We start from the raw sequence: 22,427 nt of genomic DNA, 5'->3' as shown, positions 1-22,427 counted from the left end.
TGGGGCCGTCCCCGATGCGAACACAGGCGTGGGTCGTCCCGCGCGGCCCTGTAAATAGTGATTCTTGGCTTTTGGCGCAAGAGGAGACCGTCGCAATCAAGCCAACGGAAACTTGATCGCGTATTTCATGGATCAGAGGGCTTTTTCGGGTATCCTGTTATTCTTACCCATAGATTATGCCGGGAGATCGATCGATGACCATCTCAAGACGTAATTTCATTGTTACAGCATCTGCCGCCGGTGCCGGATTGGCCATGTCGCCACTGGAACGCGCCAGGGCCGCAGCCGAAACAGGCAGTTCCAAAGTGAAAACCCCTTCACAGGTAGAAAATCCGGGCTTCCATCGTTTTCAGTTTGGTGATTTCGAGATCACCACGCTTTCCGATGGACGGAGGGCAGGTGAAGCGCCCGAAAAGATATATGCGGTGGATCAGGACCCGAAAGCGGTTGCCGCACTTCTTGAAGAAAATCTTCTGCCTGCCGACCGTTTCGTCAACAGTTTCACGCCGGTGCTCATAAATACGGGCAAGGAGCTTGTCCTGTTCGACACCGGCATGGGAGCTGGTGCCCGCGAAGCGGGGCTGGGTAAACTCGCCAGTGCGCTTGAGGCTTCGGGCTACAAGGCGGACGATGTGTCGCTCGTGGTGCTAAGCCATTTCCATCCCGATCACATCGGCGGGCTGATGGAAGATGGCAAGCCAGCCTTCGCCAATGCCCGTTATGCTGCGGGACAGAAGGAATTCGACTTCTGGACCGATCCCGCGCGGCTCGATAGTCCCGCCAAGACAGTTGCCGAAATGGTGGCCAAAAATGTGAAGCCTCTCGCCGAGAAGATGACGTTTCTGGGTGATGACAGCGAAGTCGTTTCCGGCATTCATTCCGTGGCGGCTTACGGCCACACGCCGGGGCATCTGGCTTTCCGGGTCGAAACAGACGGCAAGTCGTTGATGCTGGTCTCAGATACGGCGAACCATTTCGTCATTACGTTGCAGCGACCCGAATGGCACGTATCCTTCGATATCGACAAGGAAGCCGCCGTTCAGACCCGCAAGCGCATGTTCGACATGATCGCGACCGACCGGCTACCGTTCATCGGCTATCATATGCCATTTCCGGCGCTGGCCTATCTCAAGCGGGAAGGCGAAGGCTATCGCTACGTTGCGGAAACCTACCAGCTACGCGAGAAATAGAGCGAGGCGTTCCAACAGTTTGTTTAGAGCATAATCCGACCGGAGTGAAACGAGGATCGATAAGATTATGCTTGAAATAGAAGAAGTTAGAGCGCCGATCTGATCTAATCAGAGCGAAACGCGCTCTAACGTCCGCCAGCAACGTCGATGAATGTTCCGGTCACATAGGCGGGGGCGTCGTTCAGCAGCCAGAAAATGGCTTCCGCGACTTCCTCCGCTTTTCCGGGACGTCCGACCGGCGTACCGGCGCCTAACCGCGCAGCGCGGTCCGGATTGCCGCCGCTGGCATGAATCTCGGTGTCGATCAGTCCGGGACGCACCGCATTGACGCGAATGCCTTTCGACGCCAGTTCCTTCGAGAGACCGGTGGTCAGCGTATCGAGGGCACCTTTCGCCCCGGCATAATCCACATATTCAAACGGTGATCCAAGCCGAGAGGCCATGGAGGAAACGATGACGATTGCACTGTCCGGCTGCAAGCGCCGCGCTGCTTCGCGGGCGCATAGATAGGTGCCGTAAACATTCACGTCGAACATCATTTTCAGACGCTCGGCGCTCATGTCTGCCAGAGGCATGGTTTGGGCAACGATACCGGCGTTCAGGACGACACCTTTCAGCGGACCAAGATTGGCCTCGGCCTTGTCGAACATGGAAATTACGTCCTGTTCTCTGGATATGTCGCCCTGGATCGCCAGCGCTTTCGCCCCGAGCTTCGCTGCTTCGGTCACTGTTTGCTGTGCAGCCTGTTCGTTGCCAGCATAGTTCAAGGCCACAGACCAGCCTTGTGCGGCGCTGCGCAGAACGGTAGCGCGGCCAATGCCGCGACTGCCGCCAGTGATCAAGGCGTTCTTCATGCTTTCCTCCATGCAATGCATGGCAGAGCTAATCCGATTTGCACTTTCTGTGCAAAGGAAAGATCGTATGAAAATAAAGGTTTGGGGAAGAAAAATGGTCGGAGCGGCGGGATTCGAACCCACGACCCCTTGACCCCCAGTCAAGTGCGCTACCGGGCTGCGCTACGCTCCGAGCCGGGGAAAGCCGTAGAATATAACGTCTTGGCACGCAAGGGCTAATTTGCCGAAACTGGCAAATTGCACATGACATTGGTGCATCGCTTCAGGCATCATGATCGCGGCGCGAAGAGAATGATACACGTGCCGGCGAATGCCGTACATGCGCCGACGACATCCCAACGGTCAGGACGGGCGCCCTCGGCAAACCAGATCCACAGGATCGATGCGATGATATAGATGCCGCCATAGGCTGCGTAAGCGCGGCCCGCGATATTGCTTTCAATGAGGGTCAGCAGATAGGCGAATAATGCGAGGCACACCATGCCAGGCGCCAGCCACAGCGGCGACTTGTCAAGCTTCAACCATGCCCAGAAGGCGAAACACCCGGCAATTTCAAAGAGGGCTGCTGCGGCGTATATCGCGAATTGCAAAATGCTGCTCTCCTGATCGTTCTCTGAGTTTGAGTGAAAGCTGATACTTGTATTCGAGTCCTGCACAACCCCAGATGATCCCGAAAAGCAGATAAAAGTGGCGCCAGTGATCGGTGTCGATAACATTGCCGATCAGGACGTGCCCGAGATAGGTTGCGTAGGCGACTAGAAGAAACGGCTGCCACGGACGATTGCGAAACAGAAGTTTGAAGCCGATCCCGAGTGTCAGGAATGTCAGCGTCAGAAAAGCGATAAAGCCGATCCAGCCATAGTCGAGTACGGCCTTCAGCCAGATATTGTGCGTATCCTCGCCGAACATTGGACCAAATTCGAGCGGGCCGATGCCGAGTGGATGTTGTGTGGCGAGGATCATTCCAAGCCAGTGCCGCGCAAAGCGCCCCAGTCTCGCGCTGTCATAGCTTTGTTCGAGGCGCGCGCGCTCGCGGAAGAAATCGCCGACGCCGGGAATTTGCAGAATAATCAGGATCGCGAGAACAATCGTTGCAACGGCAAGCAGACCAATGATTATCAGACGCAGCCGAAAACGGTTGCTGTTGCTTTGCAGAAAAAGCACGCCAAACAGAATGGCGAAGGAGAGGGGAACCATCGCCCAGGCTGCGCGCGAGAAGGACACAAGAACGCCGAGCGTCAGCAGGCAGCAAAAAGGCAGATAGATGGCCATATCGCGAATGCCCCCGCGCATGATGCGGTAAAGCGTCCAGGTCAGTGGCAATATCAGGAAGGGCCCATAGACGTTGGGGTCCTGAAATGCGCCTTGCGCTCGACCATAGCGCGTGAAGATTTCTGCGCCCGGAAAAAGGCCGAGGTAACCGGCAATACCGAGGACGGAAGAAAGTACCCCAACAAGAAGATAGGCATTGAAGATCGTTCTGAGACGCCGGTAGTCCCCTTCAATGGCCGCAGCGAAAAATACGGACGTGAAAGCCAGAAACAGTGAAACGGCGATATAGAGCGGGGCCTTCTTGACGTCGGCCATCTGCATGACCGAGATCATCCCGCCGAAATTGAACACGACAAAAATCGCCAGCAGCACAAGGCTGGTGCGGGTTAGCCGCAGTCCGAACAGCAGTGCCAGCGCAATCAGGCCGACCATGTAAAGTTCATAAGGTGCTGGTTCGCTCATCACGAAGCCAAGCAGAAAAACGCCAAACCCGATTGCAATATTGGCGATGAGGCGATTGAGCGCGCGTTTGCGCGCTACGTCTGCCCGCAGCATCATGGCTGGACGTGGATTGCCGTCAAACCTTTGCGCCACGCTGGTCAATAAGCGTTTTCCGTATTGAGAAGCCGTATAGGTGTGAGGAACAGAATCTTGAGATCAAGCCAGAGCGACCAGTTTTCGATATAGTAGAGATCGAATTCCGTGCGCATACGGATCTTGTTCTCATTGTCGATTTCACCGCGCCAACCATTGATCTGCGCCCAGCCGGTGACACCCGGCTTCACGCGATGGCGCGCGAAATAACCGTCAACCACCTCGTTATAGAGCACATTATGCGAATGGGCAGCGACTGCATGCGGACGCGGGCCGACGAGCGACAGGGACCCGGCGAGAACATTGAAGAACTGCGGCAGCTCATCGATGGAGGCCTTGCGGATGAAGCGCCCGACACGCGTGACGCGGGGGTCGTTCTTGGTGACGGCCTGCTTGGCGGTCGGGTCGCACATCTCGGTGTACATCGACCGGAATTTCCAGACATTGATGACTTCATTGTTGAAGCCATGCCGCTTCTGCTTGAAGATCACGGAGCCCTTGCTATCCAGTTTGATGGCAATTGCGGTGCCTATCATGATCGGTGACAGAAGAACGATGCCGAGGATGCTGAAGACAACGTCGAAGATGCGTTTGGCGACGGAATCCCAATCGTTGATCGGCTTGTCGAAAATATCCAGCATCGGCACCGCGCCGACATAGGAATAGGCACGAGGCCGGAAACGCAGGTGATTGTTCAGCGCGGACAGGCGGATGTCCACAGGCAGAACCCAAAGCTTCTTCAGCAGGGCCAGCACACGGGCTTCGGCGCTGATCGGGAGGGACACGATCAGCATGTCAATATGAGCGATACGGGCAAACTCTATCAGCTCGTTGATATTGCCAAGCTTGGGGTAACCCGCAACGATAGGCGGCGAGCGCTTGTCGTCGCGGTCGTCGAAGATTCCGCAAATGCGGATGTCGTTGTCAGGCTGCTGTTCCAGCGAGCGGATAAGCGCTTCTGCATTGGGGCCGCCGCCGACAATGACGGCGCGGCGCTCCATTGTGCCATTGCGCGCCCAACGCTTGATTTTCCATGCGACGAATACGCGTGAGAGCAAAAGCATCACGCAGGCGCTGAGTGCCCAATATAGGAACCAGCCGCGTGAGAAATCGGAAGACGCCTTCATGAGGAAGCCGGCAATTGCCAGCGTTCCAAGCACTGCCGCCCAACTGATGAAAAGCCGCCGCAGATAGCGACCGGGGCTGCGCAAAATGTTGATCTGATAGCCGTCGTTGATTTCCATCAGCAGGACGAAAAGCGCGCCGCCAGCGACGATGACGAGCGGATAATAGAACACAAGATGCGTGTCGATGCCGATATAGAGCAGGAAGCTGAGAATGCCGGAGAAAAAGACAAGCCCGAATTCCACCATGCGCATGACGCCGCTCAACATCAGCGGCGAAAACGTATCGCGTTGATATTGCTCGGCCATCTGGCGCGCCAATGGGCTGAGTTCTACCGGATCCTGCGATTTGGAATCTTGTCCGGAATCTCGCTTGCTGCTGGCTTCCATGGCTTTGCGGCCAAAAGGAGAAAGCGCATCATTGTCTCGCACAACATTGCCCCTGATCGTAAATTGATAGCCTCGTAATTAGACCGAGAGTCCTAAGCAGAATATAAACGCCGCATGACAAGCTTTTGACTTAGGTAAACACTCAATTAAATACACGACCGAAAGTCGTTACTGTTAGTGATAGCTAAAGTAACATTGTTACTGTCCGTATTGCTACAGCATTGGAGGCGGGAAGCGATACGCGCCAGTTGTCGCAAGCCAAGCCGCTGCCAAGCTTGCCTTGTATGATTATATTGCCTAGGACGGTGATATGAAACCGTTGGAAGACAATGCAGCAAGCGGCATTTCGCCGTCGAACTGTTCGGTTCACGTTGCCGTCAACAGGCCGGCACTCTTCCCACTCCTGATCGGCACCAGATCGGACGATGTCATGGGGTTGCTGCGCGTCTGACCGCATAGCGACCCAAAATCCTGATGAGAACAATTCACGCTGCGACCTTGCAAGGTCGTATTAACTGTTTGTTTTAATGCGCTTTATCCGAGCCAGTTTCAGCTTTATCGGAGGGCGCGCTAGGGTTGATCATGACTATTTGGGCCGAAGTGGCTAAAGCAGGCAATCTTGCCGGTGATGAAATCTTGTTGCGAAAACGCGACCGCATCTACGAAATTCGCTATAACGGTCTGGAATTGATGTCCAACGTCAATTTCCAGTCCGAGACTGTGCTGGCTGAAAGATCACTTCGCCTGCACGGGCGGCAGGTTTCGCATATGCTTATCGGTGGCCTTGGCATGGGCTTCACGCTTCGGGCAGCACTCGATTTGCTCGGACCTGATGCCAGAGTAACGGTTTGTGAGCTTGTCCCGGAAATCGTAGGCTGGAACCGGACTCATATTGGTCATCTAGCCGACCATCCGCTAAATGATCCGCGCGTTGATGTGCGGGTTGCCGACGTGATGGATGTTCTCCTCGCAGAGCCGGGCCGATACGATGCGATATTGATGGACACGGATAACGGACCCGACTTTACCGTTCGGGCCGCCAATGGCGTCATCTATGAAGATGATGGCCTGAGGCTGGTGAAAAGGGCGCTCAAGCCAAATGGCATTGCCGCGTTCTGGTCTGCGACCATATCGAACCCGTTTGAAGACAAGCTGGACATGCTGCCCTGGGAATGGCAACGCGAAGATATCTCGCTCATTGGCGGACGCGCTGATGCGTTCCATTATATCTATTTTGCGGCGCGGGGTGGGTTTCGGTCACAGTTCGGACGGTCGCTTTCAGCGTCCGAACCCTTTGCTGCGATGATGGGCTGAGGGGGTATCAGTCAGTCTTCCGGTACTGCCCGGTCCGGATGCGCCTCGTAATAGATCGTCTCGATCGAGTGTGCCATGGATTGCAAGCTGAAACGCTCATGCAGCCGTGTCAAATCGGGCATCACGGCGCGAAACGCCGTTGGATCGTCCGCCACACCGAGCATCTTGTTCGCAATCGCCTCGTCCTCGGGCTCCACCAGTGCTGAGGACTGCGGCCCGAACACTTCGGGAATGCCGCCGACATTGCTGGCAATGACGGACTTTCCGGCGGCAAGCGCTTCCAGAACGATATAGGGAAATGCTTCGGCGCGCGATGGAACCACCATGATCCGTCCTAATTCGAAAGCCTCTCGCGCTGCCATTCCAGGCAGAAAGCGGATCTGCCTGGATACTCCGAACTCGTTGGCCAGGTTGACGAAATCGTGCTTCTCCGTTCCGTCTCCCACCATCGTTGCGGTGAAATTGCGCTGGTGTTGGTCACGCAGGCGCGCCAGTGCACGGATCAGAAGGTCTGGCCCCTTCAATTCGCGCATCGTGCCGACAAAAAGAAAATCGCTGGCATCGGCTGCGTCGGCGACCGATATAAATTCTTCTTCGGCCAAACCGTTGTAAACGACGGCATGAAGGCCGTAAGGCCGCCCCACCTTTTCTTCATAGATGCGCTTTTCGAAGTTGGAAACGAACATCACCGCATCGGTCATTGGAGCCAACATTCTCTCGACCAGAAAGACGGCGCCACCACGGCGCGTTTTCCGGTCGAAATGAAGGCTACCGCCATGCGGTGAATAGATACGGGCTACGCGAGACCTAAAAACCCGTAAGACTGAGCCGAACAATCGCGCATAGACGCCGCCTTTGGCGCCGTGTCCGTGCAATATGTCCGGCCGCAATTTCTTGATGATGCGATATGCTTTGTACGCTGCCGCTGCGTCGCCGAGTCCGACATGCCGCTGCATGGCAATGCGATGAAGGCCGAGCGCGAGCTTTGGCCGTAATTCTTCGAGAAGCGCGTCTTCGCGCGGGCCGCCGGTCGTTGCATCGCAGACGATGCCGACCGCGTGGCCTTTTTCCGCCTGCAGGCCCACGAGATCGCGAACGTGGCGGAAGAGTCCACCGGTCGGCTCGCGGAAACAGTGGACGATGCGCAGTGGGGAGACATTGGTGTCATCAGCCATCAATCGCCATCAGAACAGACGTTCGCGTACATAGATCGTGTCACCCGGCAGAATTGGATCGGAAATCAACACCCGACCGGTCAGCACCTTGCCATTAAACTGGCGCGTGATGTCCACATTCTCCTGATTGGCGCGAGGACTGTAACCGCCAGCGGCAGCAATGGCCTTCTGAACGGTCATGCCCGGAACATAGGAATATTGGCCAGCGGCACCAACTTCACCCATTACGAAGATCGGGCGATAGCGGTCGATTTCCGCGCTGACATCGGGATCGCGCAGATAACCGCCACGCAGTTTGGAGGCGATGAGCCCCTCAAGCTGCTTGGATGTCTTGCCGCGCGCCGGAATGCTTCCCACGAGCGGAAAGGCGATATAGCCAGCCTGATCGACGCTATAGGTATTGGAGAGGCTCGGCTGCTCGAAAACAGTGATGCGCACGCGATCACCGGCATCCAGCATATAAGGTTGGTTCAGCGCCTCGTGGAAAGCGGGCGGGGCAGGGCGATAGCTGGAGCAAGCGGAAAGCGTCATGGCGGCAAGGCCCAGCGCCACGAGCAGAGCGTGGCCTTTGCGCTTGTTATGGATCGTCTTCGCCGTCATCATCCGCCTCGGTTCTTCCGAAAAGCAATATTTCTTACGAACGCAATCGACGCGGTACTGACAGCGCGATTACGAATATCGGTTGCAAGCGTTATCGATTGATTAGGGTTAATGGCTGGTAAAGAAGACGGGGTTCGGCGCAAAATCTTTATGTCTCGCCAACTGTTGGGAACTTATCGTGCTTAACCCTCTGGTTACCTTGTTCCTTTACCTTCCAGTAAAGCGCATCCCGAAAAGTGCGACGCGGTTTTCGGGCAAGATGCGCTGTGAAAAGAAACATGCAGAGCGCCGATCTGATGTAATCAGATCGAAAAGCGCTCCAGATTCGGGGGTGTATTACCCCACGCGGGCGAGAGCGATCACGCGCGCAAGCGCACTCGCGAAGTCCATGGAGAATGGGGAATGGCAGAAGTCGATCCGTTATCAAGGGACGCAGATATCGATATCGGCGCGCTGTTCTCCAGCCTGCGCCGCAACTGGCTGTTCATTGTCGTTGGCGCTCTTCTCATGGCGGCATTGGCGTGGGCCATCTGCCTTCTTCTGACGCCGGATTATCGTGCCGAAGCCCGCATCATGATCGAGGCTCGCGAATCCATTTATACCCGCCCAAATGGCGAGACAGCAGCCGAGCGACCCGTATTCGACGCCGAGGGTGTGAAGAGCCAGGTCGAGGTGTTCTCCTCCGGCGATCTTCTCAAGAAAGTTTCCGACGAACTCAAGCTGACCAGCAACGAAACCTTCACGGCGACGGAAGTGAAGCCGTGGACCCGTGTTCTCATCTTGCTCGGCATGCGCACCGATCCCGCACGGCTGACCCCCGAAGAGCGCGTTCTACAGAAGCTTCGCAAGAACATGCAGGTTTTTACCGTTACTGCTTCACGCGTCATTGTGGTGCAATATAATTCGGCAAATCCTGAAACGGCCAAAAACGTCGCCAATGCGCTGGCCAACCAGTATATCCTGTTTCAGCAGGCCGCGAAGCTGGAATCGAACGACGATGCTACCGGCTGGCTCGCGCCCGAGATTGACGATCTGCGCAACCGCGTCCGCGATGCGGAAAAGAAGGTTGCGGATTATCGTGCTTCGCGCGGGCTCCTGACCGGCCAGAGCAACAGCACGATAGCGACACAGCAGCTCTCTGAAGTCTCAACCGAACTGACGCGGGTTCGCACCAGCCGCGCTTCGGCAGAAGCAAAGGCGGAAAGCATTCGAAAAGCACTCGCCTCGGGTGCGCCCATCGACACGCTGCCGGACGTGATTGCTTCCGGCATGATGCAGCGCCTTGCTGAAAGACGCATTCAGCTCAACGCCCAGATTGCCGATCTTTCGACAACACTTTTGGACGGCCATCCGCGCATTAAGGCACTGCGCTCGCAGCTTGCCGATCTCGACCAGCAGATCAGGATCGAAGGTCGCAAGCTTGTTGCAAGCCTCGACAACGAAGTCTCCGCAGCAAAACTTCGCGAAGACGAACTCAATCGTGAACTCAACCGCGTGAAGGCACAGGCGGCGCAGGCGGGCGATCAGGAAGTTGAACTGCGTGCGTTGGAGCGCGAGGCGACAGCACAGCGCCAGCTTCTGGAAACCTATCTGACACGTTATCGCGAAGCTGCATCGCGCACCGACCGCAATTATGTGCCGGTCGACGCTCGGGTATTTTCTTCTGCCGAAGCCCCGGCAGTTCCCTATTATCCGATGATATTGCCGATTGTCGGTGCAACTTTTGCGGCCGGTCTGCTCTTGCTGTCAATTTTCGTTCTCCTGCGTGAATTGTTCAGCGGGCGTGCTTTCGTGACCGCAGATGGCCAAAGAGTTGCCGCCGTCGAGGAAATCGAAATGCCGGTTATTGCTGCTGCCGCTGAAGCTGGTGCCGTGCCGCCGTCCAGAGGCGAAGGCAGAGACGCTGTTTCCGAGGAAACAATTGCGGCGCCGCGCCGTTCATGGACTATGCCGTTTGCGGCGAAGCCGCCGGTTTCCGAAACAAGGAAATCCGTGGAGGAGTTTCCCGTGATAAAGCAAGGTGAGACCAAGCAAAGTGAGATCAGGCAGCGCGAGACGAAACCACGCAATCCAAATGGTGTGGAAGCTGTTGCCGATCTGCTGTCCGGCGGAAAGCTGAAACGTATCGTGGTCGTCTCTCCCGAGGGCGATAAAGCATCGGCAGGCACGGTACGTCTGCTGCGTGAATTCGCAGACCGTGGCAAACGCGCAATTCTCGTGGATATGACCGCACAAGGAACTGTCGGGCTTGCCATGCTGGACGGTACACATTTGCCCGGTATTACCGAGCTTTTGTCCGGTGAGCGCCGCTTCAACGAGGTCATCCACAGTGATCGGTTCTCGCAGGCTCACGTCGTTCCGCTGGGCGAGGCCGATCCTGAAACCGCCATGCGTTCTGCTGATCGTCTGCCGCTCATTCTGGACGCGCTGGAAACGGTCTATGATTTTGTCGTTGTGGAATGTGGTCCGTCATCTTCGGAACAAATCCGACGCATTGCCGACGGGCCTGCTTCTGTGGTGATGAGCATCGTCGATCCGGACGATAAGGGCGTTGCGCTTGCTGCTCTAGATCTCGATCAGGGTGGTTATGAAGACGTCGTCATTCTGATGGACGAAACCGCCTGATTGTCGAATCCGATTCCAGAACAGTGCTTTAGGTAGCGTTCCTGAATCAGATTGCTAACACTCTCTACCTTTTTGCGAACCTGCTGCGCAGTGTCTTGGCCAGGCTCCACAGACGCGGATTGCGCTTGAGGCTTCCTGCAATCGCATTGCGGCTTGATTGCAGTGTCGTGAAAAGCCTGCCCTTGGCGGAAAGCGGCACCAGTGTGTCATAGATCGTGCGCTCGATATCGCACCATTCGCGTTTGTATGGCTCATCTCCAATGCCGAAACTGTAGATCGAATGGCCTTCGTCGCAACTGCGGCTTATATCCTCGAAGAAGAGAAATTCCCCTGGGCTTGCCGCCATCAGTTCGTCTTCTGCGATGGCAGCGAACTCGACGGTAGGGCCTGTATTGCCGAACAGTTTTCCGATGATCGAGCGCACAGTGCCGCCAACTTCGAGAAAGCGCAGTTCATTCAGATTCTGACCTTTTGCCGGTCCTTCACCGAAGAAAGCTTTGAAGAAACTGCGTACATTTTCATCGGCAAAAGGATCACGGATTCCCATCTTCCGGAAGCGCTGCGCCTTCATCGCAAAATAGAGATCGAGAATCGTGTCGGATTCCGCGCGAGTTTGCGGCCCGGTAACTCTCCAGCCACCGCTTTCCTCGTAACGGCGACTGTGCTGACGATGCTTTTTCAGCTTTCGCTTGCGGTTGGCGCGGTCAAGCACAGCATCGAAGCCACCATCGAGCGAGGCGGCAAGAACCGGATTTGGATTGGGCGCTTTTCCAAGAGCCAGCAGCGGATTGGCGACGCCCTGCAGTTCGGAAAGCTGGCGCGTCAATGACAGTGCGCCGATATCAGACCGTGCTTTGCGGGTCGCCTCGATCAGTTGCCGGACTACATCGCGTCCGAGGACACCGCCATATTCCTTTCGCAGCCATGGGAAATTGCAATTGGCGTGGCTTCCGCCGGGAAAGCGCGCAATTTTCGCGCCGTTCTGGCTGATGACTTCTAGCGGCAGAAGCAGGATTGGACCATCGCGGTCAAAAAGCCCCACGACAAAACTGTCAGCATTGACGATTGCGCGCCAGTTATTGATCCATGCGAGCGATTGCGGCGCACCATGTATAGCTGGGTCATAGGTCCAGAGTTGACCGATCTCGTTGAAATCCGTCAGGATGCGCGCTGTAACTTCGCCCGCCATCGTCCGCAGTATCCTCAAATGGGATTAGTGTTGTTTCTTGCGCGGTGGCTGTGCCATCCACCAGATGATGCCCATGGCTGGCAGAACCCAGAGAATGCCGGTCACGAAGAAATAAAGGAGATGCACCCAGGCACTCGATTCAGCAAGATGCGCCACGGCGATGATGGTCGCGAACACCGCATAGATGATGACCAGTGAAACCAGCAAAAAAGTGCCGATCAGTTTCTTCAGCCGAACGGGCATAATGCATCTCTCCTATTCCCGGCTCATCACTAGCGCGTGAGAAGGGACAGTGAAAGGGCAAAAACGCGGCGGCATGTCGCGTGACATGAACTTGTAACTCACAGGTCGATGCTGCATGTATCCTTCGGCTCATTATCGAAGGGTGAATGGCATGACGGCAGCAACGGCGCAGCGTGTAGGGCAGGGGTCCAGATCATCGAAAGAGGATCGAGACCGTCGCCTTGTGCGATACTGGCTTTATGCGGTGTTCGTCGTGCTGATTGCTATCGTCATGGTCGGCGGGGCTACCCGTATGACCGGATCGGGCCTCTCCATCACGGAATGGAAGCCCATTCACGGCGTCATTCCGCCGCTCAACCACGCCGAATGGGTGGAAGAGTTCGACAAGTATCGCCAGATTCCCCAATACCAGCAGATCAACAAGGGCATGTCTCTTGAAGAATTCCAGTATATTTTCTGGTGGGAATGGGCGCATCGCCTGCTGGCGCGCTTTGTCGGATTTCTGGTTGCTGTCCCGCTCGCCTTCTTCTGGGTGACCGGGCGTCTCGGGGGCGGTCTTAAGTACCGTATGCTGGGCTTGCTCGCGCTCGGCGGCTTGCAGGGCGCCATCGGCTGGTGGATGGTCGCTTCCGGCCTGAGTGAGCTTACCAGTGTCAGCCAGTACCGTCTGGCGATCCATCTGACGACAGCCTGTATCATCATAACGGCGGTTTTCTATATTGCGCGCGGGCTTGTCACCTATAGCGAACGACCGGCGGAACGGTCGATCCAGCGCTTTGCCGGATGCGTCGTGTTCGCAGTTCTGGTGCAGATTTATCTGGGCGGTCTGGTGGCTGGGCTTCACGCCGGTCTGACCTATAATACATGGCCGCTGATGGATGGTGCTATCATCCCGTCAGATCTGTTCATCCAGTCGCCATGGTGGCGCAACCTGTTTGAAAACCCGAAAACTGTACAGTTCGTGCACCGCATGTTCGCCTATACGGTTCTGGTTCTGACGGTCCTGCATTCGCTGCAGGTGTGGAAACAGGCACCCGGCACCACCCATGCGCGCCGCACCATTGTTCTGGTTAGCCTTGTTCTGGTGCAGGCCGTTATCGGCATTGCGACGCTTTTGATGAGCGTTCCGCTGCATCTGGGTCTTACGCATCAGTTCTTTGCGCTGATCGTGCTGGCCTTCGCGGTCGCGCACTGGCGCGCAACAAAGGGCGCTTACGCGGTATAAGCCGTTTGGCGCAAGTGTCTGAGCGCGGACGCGATCTTCAATTCCCGCGTTTCATCTGCGTCGTTGCCGTCTTCACGATGCCATGCGGCTGAAAGGCAGCCATAGGCGAAGGCATAATCCAGAATATAGGCTGGTTCGCGCCCGATGACCGGTGCGAAATGCTCGGCCATGGACCGGGCACGTTCAAGGTCGAGACATAGATTGTCCCGATCGAGCGGATTGTAGAAGATATTGGCTGCATCGAACGCTGCGTCGCCGACCAGCCCGTGCGGGTCGATGGCCAGCCAGCCTCGTGGTCCCTTGATGATGTTCTCATGGTGAATGTCACCATGCAGCGGAATGGCCTTGTGCGGCGTCGCCAGCAGACGCTTTGCAACAGACGCGCCTTCTGCATAGATGGGGCTTTCATGCGCCACCGCGAAGAGACCGGAAAAGTGCTTCTCCAGAGGTTGCAGGTCGGCCGGTATCGGGGCAGGAGAGGGCGTATGCAGCGCGTTCAGAACCTCGCCGAGTATCTGTAGACATTCGGCGTCCTTGCCACGTTTCAGGTGCTCATCGAGATGATAGTCGCCCGCATATTCGAGCAGCATCGATGTGCCCTTGAGGCCGTATAATCGTGCCGCACCATGGCCATCCTGCCAGTCCAGATAATGCGCGCCGCGCAGTTCGTCCATTCCGGCTGGCTTCAACTGCTTGACGACAAAAATCTCGCCTGGATGGTCGCTGCGTTCGACCTTCCAGACGAGGCTTGAATGTGTATCTGCCAGGGGCTCAGATGAACCGATATTCCATTCTATGGGAAACATCGGCTTTGAGTCTTTGTTTTCAAGCATGTCTTTATCCCAAAGCCGGTTTCCACTTTTGGGAGACATGCTTTAGGCTTTGCCGAGCATGAGGTTCATGTTCTGGACTGCCGCGCCCGATGCACCCTTGCCGAGATTATCGAGTAGCGCCACCAGATTGACCTCTCCGTCGCCTTCAGTTCCGAAGACAAAAAGCTTCATGCCGTCCTTGCCAGCAAGCTCTTCCGCATCGACGCGCGCCAGTTTGGTGCTTTCTTCAAGCGGTACGACCTCGACGATTTCCTGACCAGCGTAATGCTCTGTCAGCGCGGCATGAACCTTTTCGAGCGACGGCGTTCCCTCCAGTTCGCCCAGGAACAGGGGAACCTGCACGATCATGCCCTGCGGGAAGCGTCCGACGCTGGGCGAGAAGATCGGGCGGCGATCCAGGCGGCCATGCAATTGCAGTTCCGGCACGTGCTTGTGACGCAGCGGAAGGCCGTAGAGGAAGTTGTTAGCGGCAAGATGCTCCGGATGGTTCTTGTCTTCCATCTGCGCAATCATCTGCTTGCCGCCGCCCGTATAGCCGGAGACGGCATTGACGCTCACCGGATAATCGGCAGGCAGTAGGCCCGCATCGCGGAGCGGGCGAACAAGCGCAATTGCGCCGGTCGGATAGCAGCCCGGATTCGCAACGAGACGCGCCTCGGCAATCCGCTCGCGCTGGCCCCTGGCCAGTTCCGCAAAGCCATAGGCCCAGTCGGGATGCACGCGATGCGCGGTCGAGGTATCGATGATGCGGGTCGAGTTATGGCCTTCGAGCAGGGAAACCGCTTCCTTGGAAGCATCATCCGGCAGGCACAGGATCGCAATATCGGCAGAGCGCAGATAGTCGGCGCGCAAATCCTTGTTGCGCCGCTCGGCTTCCGGAATGGAGATCACTTCAAGATCGTCGCGTTCGGCCAAACGGGTGCGGATCTGCAAGCCGGTGGTGCCGTGTTCGCCATCAATGAAGATTTTCGGTTTCATGCGTTTTGCCTTTGAATTCAGAAAGTTACGACAATATTCGGAATCAGTTCTTGAGCTGCTTGAATCGATCTGTGAACAAGCATCTCATCGTCGTTCTTTCCGTTCGGCCAAAAGGCCCAAATAGTACATTGCGATCGTCGCTCCCGCGATTGCTGTTATATCGGCATGGTCATAGGCCGGTGCAACCTCGACCACATCGGCGCCCACAAAGTCAAGAGCCGTCAGCTTACGCAAGACGGACAGCATCTTTGCCGAAGACGGGCCACCCGCGACCGGCGTGCCGGTTCCCGGCGCAAAGGCCGGATCGAGACAGTCGATATCGAAGGTCAGATAGGTCTTCCGGCCATTGGTGCGCTTCAGGATTTCATCGGCAATCGCCGCCGCTGACATATCCTCGACCTCATGGCCATAAATGATCCTGATGCCGCAATCTTCCGGCGCGTGCGTGCGGATGCCGATCTGGATCGAATGAGCGGGATCGATAATGCCGTCGCGCACTGCACGGGCCACGAAAGAGCCGTGATCGATCCGCTTGCCGTCGTCGAACCATGTATCCTGATGCGCATCAAACTGCACCAGCGCCAGCGGACCATATTTCGCGGCATGGGCCTTGAGCAGCGGCCACGTGATGAAATGATCGCCGCCGAGTGTCAGCAGGAATGCATCCGACTTCAGGATTCTCGCCGCTTCGCGCTCGATAGTGGCTGGGGTCTTATAGTGATTACCATAGTCGAGCAGGCAGTCGCCATAGTCGATGACGGCGAGATTCTCGAAAAGGTCGCGCTGGAACGGATATTGCGGATCATTGTCGAAGATCGCCGACGCCCGCCGGATCGCCTGCGGGCCGAAGCGCGCACCGGGCCGGTTGGATACGGCGGCATCGAAGGGAATACCCCAGACGACGGCTTCCGCGCCCTTCAGCGACTTCGTGTACATGCGCCGCATGAAGGACAGCACGCCAGCATGCGTCGGGTCCGTTGCTGCGCTTGTCAGGCTGCGGGCAGTGATCGCGTGGTCGATGGTCTTTGAGGGCATGGCCGCTTCCCCGATGATAATCTGGCTTCTATAGCGCTTTCACGCGCTCTTGGCATCAAATCCATAAGCGCGTTCCACACGGGCAATGCGTACACGATAGGCTTCGTACCATTTTTGGCGACCAAGCTTCTGCGCCACCAGATGATCCACGTCGCGCTTCCATGCGCGGATGCTTTCCTCGTCGGCCCAGAAGGAGTTGGTGATGCCGAAGCCTTCCGCGTCGCGCGCGCTTTCAATACCGAGATAGCCGGGTTGTTTCGCTGCAAGTTCTCCCATCTGCACTGCCATGTCGCCATAGCCGTCATCCTCGCCCGTAACACGCTGCGAAGCAAAGGTGACAATCAGATAAGGAGGTTCCGGTGTGGCGGCGAAACGGTTCAAGTCGGCTGATGAGGACATGTCTCTATCCGGTATTGATCTGATTCCGACATTTGTATTCCCAGTTACGTGGGATTAGCAAATGCCGGAATCTAGAGGCCGCTAGTAATGGACCGAGATGTTAGCCTTCAACGCGTGATCCTGCAGCCCGCTTGCCATTTGACCCAGATAAGTCAGGCCAACCGTTGTGTTAGGTCCAAAATTGAAATTCAGCCCTGCCTGTGTGATGAACGTGTCACGCTCCAATGCTAATCCATTGATCGTGAAATCACCCCCGCCATTGAAGCTGAGCTCAGCCCGAGGGCTTTGACGGTTGTTGTGTTGCCATCCAGCCATCAGAATGGTGTAAACACTCGCCGTATCCGAAATTATATCAGTCCGTTGGATGCGTGTGCCTAGAAGCGTGCTGAGTGCATCCGTTGCACTCGCCGCTCCAGAAGCTGCGGAAGGGGAGCCACTTTCTGCAAACGCGTCGGTTTTCACATAAGCATATGAAATGCCAGCAAACGGCTCGATTTGTGCCAGCTTAGTCTGGAAGCCATAACTTAGCTCCGTAAAGCCCTGGAAGCTGTAGCCTCTGAAGTCGGCATGGTTGGAATGGTTGAGTTCCTTGAACGCTATCGAGCGCTGGCTCTCTATATCATGCAGCATCGCATTGCCGCCGAAAACCAGCTTCAGCTTGTCCCATTTATATCCGGTATAGGCGCCCAGTTGATAGCTGTTGGCCGTGGCGGAAGACGATCCGGCATCAAGCGAACCCTGCATATAGCCGGTGAAAAGGCCAAGTCTCCAATTGTCTGCCAGTTGGCCGTCAATGCCCGTAATGAAACCGGCAAGGTTACGTTTCATAGCTTGCGCGTTGCCGTCGCTGCTGAAACGCGTATTGGCGCCATAGGCCTGCCCCCAGATGGCATCGCTTGAAGAGGTATGTGAGTGATCCAAATGCGCGTCAAATAGGTTGGCCATGCGTTGCAACACGGCATCTCGCGTCAATAGGCTGTCCTGAAGCAGCGAGGTTTGCAGGGAGGCGTAAATATCGCCGCTGAGCTGAGCGTAAGCGCCGGACAGGTCGTCACTGAACGTTGAGGCCGCAATATTATCGTAGAGCTGATTGCCACGTCCGAGCGCCTGTAGCGCATCGGCAACGGCATGCTGATTGGGTGTTTTCGCATCTTCTGCAAAACGCCGTCCGGTTTCGGCGAAGGAGACCTGAACGTTCTTTGGCTGATAATCCAGTGTTGCTCCGATGAAACGATACTCGGGCCTTACCCTTTCAAATTGACCCTGAACGCCGCTATCCGCTGTAATAAATGTCATTTCCTTGCCCAGCATCGCAAGCGTATCGGCCACGCTGAGTGGAATGCCCCTTCGTCCGTCGCCGAAAACAACAGTTCCGGCTAGATATGCAGAACCGGTAACATTGAGCGCGGAAGTGGAACCATCGATGTTGGATGCGATGGCAAGTGTACTTCCTTCTTGAAATCGGGCATCCCCGCTTACGGTTAGCGATCCGTTCTGTGTTGACCGGAAATCACCAGGAGAGACGACGGAACCGTTCTCTGCTGTCAAATTGCCAATGTATCCCATGCCACTGAGAGCGCCTCCGGTGTGAACGGCTACCGGAGAAATGATCGAGCCGTTTACCATCAGCTCGCCGTTGGTGATATCGGTCGGTCCACTATAGCTGTTGGCAGCATTCAGGACCGTTATCCCGCTACCCCGTTGCACGACGGCGCCCTGACCGGACACAATGCCGTTCAGTTCTAGCTGTTTGGTTGCGGAACATCATTGGGATGAGGTAGGATGGGCTATTGCTGAAAATGCCTGGCGTTTCGAAACCATGATTAATGAGGCCCTGTGATGATGCAAATCCATCCTCAAGCGCGAACGACCCCTGCAGTACGAGCAGAGATCGCCCGATCAACGGAGCCGACAAGTGTCATCGCCAGACGCTATGGCATCAGCGATGAAACAGTGCGCAAATGGCGCAAACGGGGAGAGCATGCTGTCCAGGATCGCTCGAGCCGTCCAAAGCGTTTGCCATGGCGCGTCACGGAGGAAGAGCGTGCCATCATCTGCGCGGTGCGACGCGCAACGGGCTTTCCACTGGATGATCTGACTTTCGTCCTTCGCCACTTTCTGCCGCATCTCAACCGCGACAACATCTATCGTGTCCTGAAGGCTGAAGGTCTGAACAGGCGTCCCGCAAAACCATCAACCCTTCCGACCAAAGGACAGGGCCGCTTTCGCGAATATGATCTGGGCTACGTCCATATTGACGTCAAACATTTACCGAAGCTGCGGACCGCAGATGGAGAGATACGCAAGCGTTATCTTTATGTTGCAATCGATCGCTGTTCGCGCTTCGTACATCTGGCCGTTTACGATGCTGAAAATGCAGCCAATGCAGTTGCCTTCCTGAGCCAGACACGAAAGGCGTTTCCCTTCCGCATCACGCATGTGCTCACTGATCGCGGATCATGCTTCACCGCCGATGCCTTCGAAGAAGCCTGCGCAAAACTCAAAGTCATCCGCCGTACGACAAAGCCATATACGCCCCAGACTAACGGCATGGTGGAACGCTTTAACGGTCGTGTCGCGAGCGAAGTTCTCGGTATCAATGTCGCCGGCCATGCAGATCTCGAAACACTGCTCATCGGCTTCAACCATGCCTACAATCGACGAAGACAGCGGGTTCTTTCGGGAATGTCGCCCGTCGACAAAGTAAAGCAACATATTGAGAAGAACGCTCGCCTCGCCAACCCTGTTTACAAACCCGCAATTGACGACGAACTCATGGCCAAAGTAGATGATGTGCTTTATTATGCCAATGAGGTCTCACAACCAGACACCTAGCACTACTTTGGCAGATTAACCGACCATTTGCGATAATGGGCCATCTTGGGCACTTTCACAGGGGTGTGCGAGATGTCGGAACTGGATGTTGCGCTGGCAGATTGGCTGAAGCCGTTCGTCGAGAAGCTTGGTCACAAGAAGCGGCGGCAGATGTGCCCGGTCTATATTTCGGGCCTCATCGGACCTGGCGATCGCAAGAGTATCGAGCCGATGGCGGAACGTCTGGCACCCGATCGCTACGACCGCCTGCATCATTTCATCTCGGATGGGATTTGGGATGCTGGTCCTCTTGAGGCGGAACTGGCGGTGCAGGCCGACAGGATTGTCGGGGCTTCAGATGCTTTTCTGGTGATCGACGACACAGGTCTACCGAAGAAAGGCGACCATTCTGTTGGGGTCGCGCCGCAGTATGCGTCGGTGCTGGGCAAGCGTGCCAATTGCCAGACGCTGGTGTCGTTGACGCTGGCCCGCGACGAGGTCCCCGTCCCAGTGGGCTTACGATTGTTCTTGCCCGACAGTTGGACGAGTGATCAGGATCGGATGGCGAAGGCTGGTGTTCCCGAGGAGATGCGCCGATCCCGCACCAAACCGGAGATCGCGCTCGGCGAGATCGATCGACTGATGGCCGCAGGCGTGCGGTTTGGCACCGTGCTTGCGGATGCCGGCTATGGTCTGTCGGCTGCGTTTCGCCAGGGGCTCAGTGCACGCAATCTCACCTGGGCTGTCGGTATTCCCAAGCATCAGAAGGTTTATCCTCATGATGTTGCATTGATCTTTCCTGTCGCCGGCCATGGAAGGCCGCGCAAGCATTCAATCCCCGACACCCTTTCGACCGCAGCCGAAACGATCCTGGAAGGAACCACCTGGAAGAAGGTCAGTTGGCGTCATGGCACGAAAGGTCGATTGACCGCACGCTTCGCTGCCCTACGCATTCGGATTGCTGATGGCAACCCGCAACGCATCCTGGACAAGGGACAGCAGCATATGCCGGGCGAAGAGGCGTGGCTCGTTGGTGAATGGCGCTCAAACGACGAGCGCAAATATTATCTCTCCAATCTGCCGGCCGAGGCGACCTTGAAAGCGCTCGCGGCGGCCATCAAGGCGCGATGGGTCTGCGAGCAGGCCCATCAGCAGATGAAGGAAGAACTCGGCCTCGATCACTTCGAAGGCCGATCATGGCAGGGCCTCCACCGACACGCGTTGATGACGATGATCGCTTACGCCTTCTTGCAACATCAGCGCCTCAACAAGGCAAAGCGGGAAAAAAAGGAAGAGGTACGGCCCGCCTAAGCCGACACTGCCAGCCATCCGACGCGCTGTCATAGCCGCGCTCTCAAGCCACCATCCACCACAACGATGTCCTCATTGCCGTATCAGGTTCCAAATGACCCCAAATTCTATTCTGCCAAAGTAGTGCTAGGTGTCTGGTTGTGAGACCTCATTGGCATAATAAAGCACATCATCTACTTTGGCCATGAGTTCGTCGTCAATTGCGGGTTTGTAAACAGGGTTGGCGAGGCGAGCGTTCTTCTCAATATGTTGCTTTACTTTGTCGACGGGCGACATTCCCGAAAGAACCCGCTGTCTTCGTCGATTGTAGGCATGGTTGAAGCCGATGAGCAGTGTTTCGAGATCTGCATGGCCGGCGACATTGATACCGAGAACTTCGCTCGCGACACGACCGTTAAAGCGTTCCACCATGCCGTTAGTCTGGGGCGTATATGGCTTTGTCGTACGGCGGATGACTTTGAGTTTTGCGCAGGCTTCTTCGAAGGCATCGGCGGTGAAGCATGATCCGCGATCAGTGAGCACATGCGTGATGCGGAAGGGAAACGCCTTTCGTGTCTGGCTCAAGAAGGCAACTGCATTGGCTGCATTTTCAGCATCGTAAACGGCCAGATGTACGAAGCGCGAACAGCGATCGATTGCAACATAAAGATAACGCTTGCGTATCTCTCCATCTGCGGTCCGCAGCTTCGGTAAATGTTTGACGTCAATATGGACGTAGCCCAGATCATATTCGCGAAAGCGGCCCTGTCCTTTGGTCGGAAGGGTTGATGGTTTTGCGGGACGCCTGTTCAGACCTTCAGCCTTCAGGACACGATAGATGTTGTCGCGGTTGAGATGCGGCAGAAAGTGGCGAAGGACGAAAGTCAGATCATCCAGTGGAAAGCCCGTTGCGCGTCGCACCGCGCAGATGATGGCACGCTCTTCCTCCGTGACGCGCCATGGCAAACGCTTTGGACGGCTCGAGCGATCCTGGACAGCATGCTCTCCCCGTTTGCGCCATTTGCGCACTGTTTCATCGCTGATGCCATAGCGTCTGGCGATGACACTTGTCGGCTCCGTTGATCGGGCGATCTCTGCTCGTACTGCAGGGGTCGTTCGCGCTTGAGGATGGATTTGCATCATCACAGGGCCTCATTAATCATGGTTTCGAAACGCCAGGCATTTTCAGCAATAGCCCATCCTACCTCATCCCAATGATGTTCCGCAACCAAACAGCTAGGTCGTGTTGACAAAGTGGATTCACAAATCAGCTAAAGCGTGAT

The 22,427-nt window shown here is 56.1% G+C and carries 20 protein-coding genes, 1 tRNA gene and 1 pseudogene; 7 read left to right on the top strand and 15 right to left on the bottom strand.

Annotated features, from left to right (window positions below):
• Positions 1-194: 194 nt before the first annotated feature.
• Positions 195-1,190: an MBL fold metallo-hydrolase gene (locus tag MKS82_RS05495; RefSeq protein WP_109988389.1), complete on the top strand. Its 996-nt coding sequence runs from the start codon at positions 195-197 to the stop codon at positions 1,188-1,190.
• 125 nt (positions 1,191-1,315) lie between these two features.
• Here the strand turns inward: MKS82_RS05495 and MKS82_RS05490 are convergent, their stop codons facing one another.
• The 5 genes from MKS82_RS05490 to MKS82_RS05470 all read right to left on the bottom strand — a co-directional run bounded on the left by MKS82_RS05490 (position 1,316) and on the right by MKS82_RS05470 (position 5,424).
• A complete protein-coding gene (locus MKS82_RS05490; RefSeq protein WP_109988388.1) occupies positions 1,316-2,044 on the bottom strand; it encodes an SDR family oxidoreductase in 729 nt (242 codons plus the stop codon).
• A gap of 95 nt (positions 2,045-2,139) precedes the next feature.
• A tRNA-Pro gene (locus MKS82_RS05485) sits at positions 2,140-2,216 on the bottom strand.
• 97 nt (positions 2,217-2,313) lie between these two features.
• On the bottom strand, positions 2,314-2,634 hold the full coding sequence (locus MKS82_RS05480) for a YnfA family protein (RefSeq protein WP_109988343.1): 321 nt from the start codon (positions 2,632-2,634) through the stop codon (positions 2,314-2,316).
• Positions 2,597-3,919, bottom strand: coding sequence for an O-antigen ligase family protein (locus MKS82_RS05475; RefSeq protein ID WP_240578463.1), 1,323 nt, complete (start codon positions 3,917-3,919; stop codon positions 2,597-2,599). The genes MKS82_RS05480 and MKS82_RS05475 overlap by 38 nt, the downstream gene beginning before the upstream one ends.
• Positions 3,916-5,424 (bottom strand): undecaprenyl-phosphate glucose phosphotransferase, encoded by a 1,509-nt coding sequence (locus MKS82_RS05470; protein ID WP_276313280.1) that lies wholly within the window; start codon positions 5,422-5,424, stop codon positions 3,916-3,918. Before MKS82_RS05470 ends, MKS82_RS05475 begins: the two co-directional genes overlap by 4 nt.
• A 310-nt stretch (positions 5,425-5,734) precedes the next feature.
• Here MKS82_RS05470 and MKS82_RS05465 point away from each other — a divergent pair, with 310 nt between their 5' ends.
• Together MKS82_RS05465 and MKS82_RS05460 are read left to right on the top strand one after the other, a co-directional pair.
• Complete coding sequence (locus MKS82_RS05465) at positions 5,735-5,875, top strand: hypothetical protein (RefSeq protein WP_181394302.1); 141 nt, start codon at positions 5,735-5,737, stop codon at positions 5,873-5,875.
• Positions 5,876-6,006: 131 nt separating this feature from the next.
• Positions 6,007-6,738 (top strand): spermidine synthase, encoded by a 732-nt coding sequence (locus tag MKS82_RS05460; protein WP_240578461.1) that lies wholly within the window; start codon positions 6,007-6,009, stop codon positions 6,736-6,738.
• Between the two features lie 11 nt (positions 6,739-6,749).
• Here MKS82_RS05460 and MKS82_RS05455 read toward each other — a convergent pair whose 3' ends face one another.
• Positions 6,750-7,913 carry a glycosyltransferase family 4 protein gene (locus MKS82_RS05455; RefSeq protein WP_240578460.1) on the bottom strand — a complete coding sequence of 388 codons (1,164 nt, stop codon included), beginning with the start codon at positions 7,911-7,913 and terminating at the stop codon, positions 6,750-6,752.
• Between the two features lie 9 nt (positions 7,914-7,922).
• The gene (locus MKS82_RS05450; protein ID WP_109988433.1) at positions 7,923-8,513 is read right to left on the bottom strand and encodes a polysaccharide biosynthesis/export family protein; all 591 of its coding nucleotides are present in this window, start codon (positions 8,511-8,513) and stop codon (positions 7,923-7,925) included.
• 402 nt (positions 8,514-8,915) lie between these two features.
• On the opposite strand from MKS82_RS05450, the gene MKS82_RS05445 reads away from it, so the two are divergent.
• Entirely contained in the window at positions 8,916-11,138 is a 2,223-nt protein-coding gene (locus MKS82_RS05445) for an exopolysaccharide transport family protein (protein WP_240578459.1), read from the top strand.
• Positions 11,139-11,202: 64 nt separating this feature from the next.
• Here the strand turns inward: MKS82_RS05445 and MKS82_RS05440 are convergent, their stop codons facing one another.
• Together MKS82_RS05440 and MKS82_RS05435 are read right to left on the bottom strand one after the other, a co-directional pair.
• A complete protein-coding gene (locus MKS82_RS05440) occupies positions 11,203-12,327 on the bottom strand; it encodes a GNAT family N-acetyltransferase (RefSeq protein ID WP_240578458.1) in 1,125 nt (374 codons plus the stop codon).
• A gap of 24 nt (positions 12,328-12,351) precedes the next feature.
• Complete coding sequence (locus tag MKS82_RS05435) at positions 12,352-12,570, bottom strand: DUF2842 domain-containing protein (protein WP_010661115.1); 219 nt, start codon at positions 12,568-12,570, stop codon at positions 12,352-12,354.
• Between the two features lie 151 nt (positions 12,571-12,721).
• Here MKS82_RS05435 and MKS82_RS05430 point away from each other — a divergent pair, with 151 nt between their 5' ends.
• A complete protein-coding gene (locus MKS82_RS05430) occupies positions 12,722-13,795 on the top strand; it encodes a COX15/CtaA family protein (protein ID WP_109988336.1) in 1,074 nt (357 codons plus the stop codon).
• Here the strand turns inward: MKS82_RS05430 and MKS82_RS05425 are convergent.
• The 5 genes from MKS82_RS05425 to MKS82_RS05405 form a co-directional block, all read right to left on the bottom strand.
• Positions 13,783-14,628 (bottom strand): aminoglycoside phosphotransferase family protein, encoded by an 846-nt coding sequence (locus MKS82_RS05425; protein WP_109988335.1) that lies wholly within the window; start codon positions 14,626-14,628, stop codon positions 13,783-13,785. The two genes, MKS82_RS05430 and MKS82_RS05425, sit on opposite strands and share 13 nt — an antisense overlap.
• Before the next feature lie 42 nt (positions 14,629-14,670).
• Complete coding sequence (gene argC / locus MKS82_RS05420; protein WP_109988334.1) at positions 14,671-15,606, bottom strand: N-acetyl-gamma-glutamyl-phosphate reductase; 936 nt, start codon at positions 15,604-15,606, stop codon at positions 14,671-14,673.
• An 84-nt stretch (positions 15,607-15,690) separates the two neighbouring features.
• A complete protein-coding gene (gene speB, locus MKS82_RS05415; RefSeq protein WP_109988333.1) occupies positions 15,691-16,641 on the bottom strand; it encodes an agmatinase in 951 nt (316 codons plus the stop codon).
• A 39-nt stretch (positions 16,642-16,680) separates the two neighbouring features.
• Positions 16,681-17,040 (bottom strand): antibiotic biosynthesis monooxygenase family protein, encoded by a 360-nt coding sequence (locus tag MKS82_RS05410; RefSeq protein WP_109988332.1) that lies wholly within the window; start codon positions 17,038-17,040, stop codon positions 16,681-16,683.
• Positions 17,041-17,121: 81 nt separating this feature from the next.
• Positions 17,122-18,747: an autotransporter outer membrane beta-barrel domain-containing protein gene (locus tag MKS82_RS05405; protein WP_445558069.1), complete on the bottom strand. Its 1,626-nt coding sequence runs from the start codon at positions 18,745-18,747 to the stop codon at positions 17,122-17,124.
• Positions 18,748-18,879: 132 nt separating this feature from the next.
• Between MKS82_RS05405 and MKS82_RS05400 the strand changes: the two genes are divergently transcribed.
• Complete coding sequence (locus tag MKS82_RS05400) at positions 18,880-19,875, top strand: IS481 family transposase (protein WP_240578457.1); 996 nt, start codon at positions 18,880-18,882, stop codon at positions 19,873-19,875.
• Positions 19,876-19,947: 72 nt separating this feature from the next.
• A pseudogene (locus MKS82_RS05395) lies at positions 19,948-21,309 on the top strand (IS701 family transposase).
• Here MKS82_RS05395 and MKS82_RS05390 read toward each other — a convergent pair.
• Complete coding sequence (locus MKS82_RS05390; RefSeq protein ID WP_240578457.1) at positions 21,292-22,287, bottom strand: IS481 family transposase; 996 nt, start codon at positions 22,285-22,287, stop codon at positions 21,292-21,294. The pseudogene MKS82_RS05395 and the gene MKS82_RS05390 overlap by 18 nt on opposite strands.
• Positions 22,288-22,427 lie beyond the last annotated feature (140 nt).

Origin of the sequence: Ochrobactrum sp. A-1 (assembly GCF_022488005.1) — a bacterium.
In the GTDB taxonomy this organism is placed as follows: Bacteria; Pseudomonadota; Alphaproteobacteria; order Rhizobiales; family Rhizobiaceae; genus Brucella.
Note: the sequence above shows the minus strand (reverse complement) of the source record. Positions and strands in the feature narration are given on the sequence as shown.

What these genes read in the sequence shown, in the direction of transcription:
- MKS82_RS05455 (WP_240578460.1), bottom strand. Translation starts at nt 7,913, where the DNA reads ATGGCTGATGACACCAATGTCTCCCCACTGCGCATCGTCCACTGTTTC.
- MKS82_RS05430 (WP_109988336.1), top strand. Translation starts at nt 12,722, where the DNA reads ATGACGGCAGCAACGGCGCAGCGTGTAGGGCAGGGGTCCAGATCATCG.
- MKS82_RS05410 (WP_109988332.1), bottom strand. Translation starts at nt 17,040, where the DNA reads ATGTCCTCATCAGCCGACTTGAACCGTTTCGCCGCCACACCGGAACCT.
- MKS82_RS05460 (WP_240578461.1), top strand. Translation starts at nt 6,007, where the DNA reads ATGACTATTTGGGCCGAAGTGGCTAAAGCAGGCAATCTTGCCGGTGAT.
- speB (WP_109988333.1), bottom strand. Translation starts at nt 16,641, where the DNA reads ATGCCCTCAAAGACCATCGACCACGCGATCACTGCCCGCAGCCTGACA.
- MKS82_RS05470 (WP_276313280.1), bottom strand. Translation starts at nt 5,424, where the DNA reads ATGGAAGCCAGCAGCAAGCGAGATTCCGGACAAGATTCCAAATCGCAG.
- MKS82_RS05400 (WP_240578457.1), top strand. Translation starts at nt 18,880, where the DNA reads ATGATGCAAATCCATCCTCAAGCGCGAACGACCCCTGCAGTACGAGCA.
- MKS82_RS05490 (WP_109988388.1), bottom strand. Translation starts at nt 2,044, where the DNA reads ATGAAGAACGCCTTGATCACTGGCGGCAGTCGCGGCATTGGCCGCGCT.
- MKS82_RS05425 (WP_109988335.1), bottom strand. Translation starts at nt 14,628, where the DNA reads ATGCTTGAAAACAAAGACTCAAAGCCGATGTTTCCCATAGAATGGAAT.
- MKS82_RS05390 (WP_240578457.1), bottom strand. Translation starts at nt 22,287, where the DNA reads ATGATGCAAATCCATCCTCAAGCGCGAACGACCCCTGCAGTACGAGCA.
- MKS82_RS05465 (WP_181394302.1), top strand. Translation starts at nt 5,735, where the DNA reads ATGAAACCGTTGGAAGACAATGCAGCAAGCGGCATTTCGCCGTCGAAC.
- MKS82_RS05450 (WP_109988433.1), bottom strand. Translation starts at nt 8,513, where the DNA reads ATGACGGCGAAGACGATCCATAACAAGCGCAAAGGCCACGCTCTGCTC.
- argC (WP_109988334.1), bottom strand. Translation starts at nt 15,606, where the DNA reads ATGAAACCGAAAATCTTCATTGATGGCGAACACGGCACCACCGGCTTG.
- MKS82_RS05445 (WP_240578459.1), top strand. Translation starts at nt 8,916, where the DNA reads ATGGCAGAAGTCGATCCGTTATCAAGGGACGCAGATATCGATATCGGC.
- MKS82_RS05495 (WP_109988389.1), top strand. Translation starts at nt 195, where the DNA reads ATGACCATCTCAAGACGTAATTTCATTGTTACAGCATCTGCCGCCGGT.
- MKS82_RS05440 (WP_240578458.1), bottom strand. Translation starts at nt 12,327, where the DNA reads ATGGCGGGCGAAGTTACAGCGCGCATCCTGACGGATTTCAACGAGATC.
- MKS82_RS05435 (WP_010661115.1), bottom strand. Translation starts at nt 12,570, where the DNA reads ATGCCCGTTCGGCTGAAGAAACTGATCGGCACTTTTTTGCTGGTTTCA.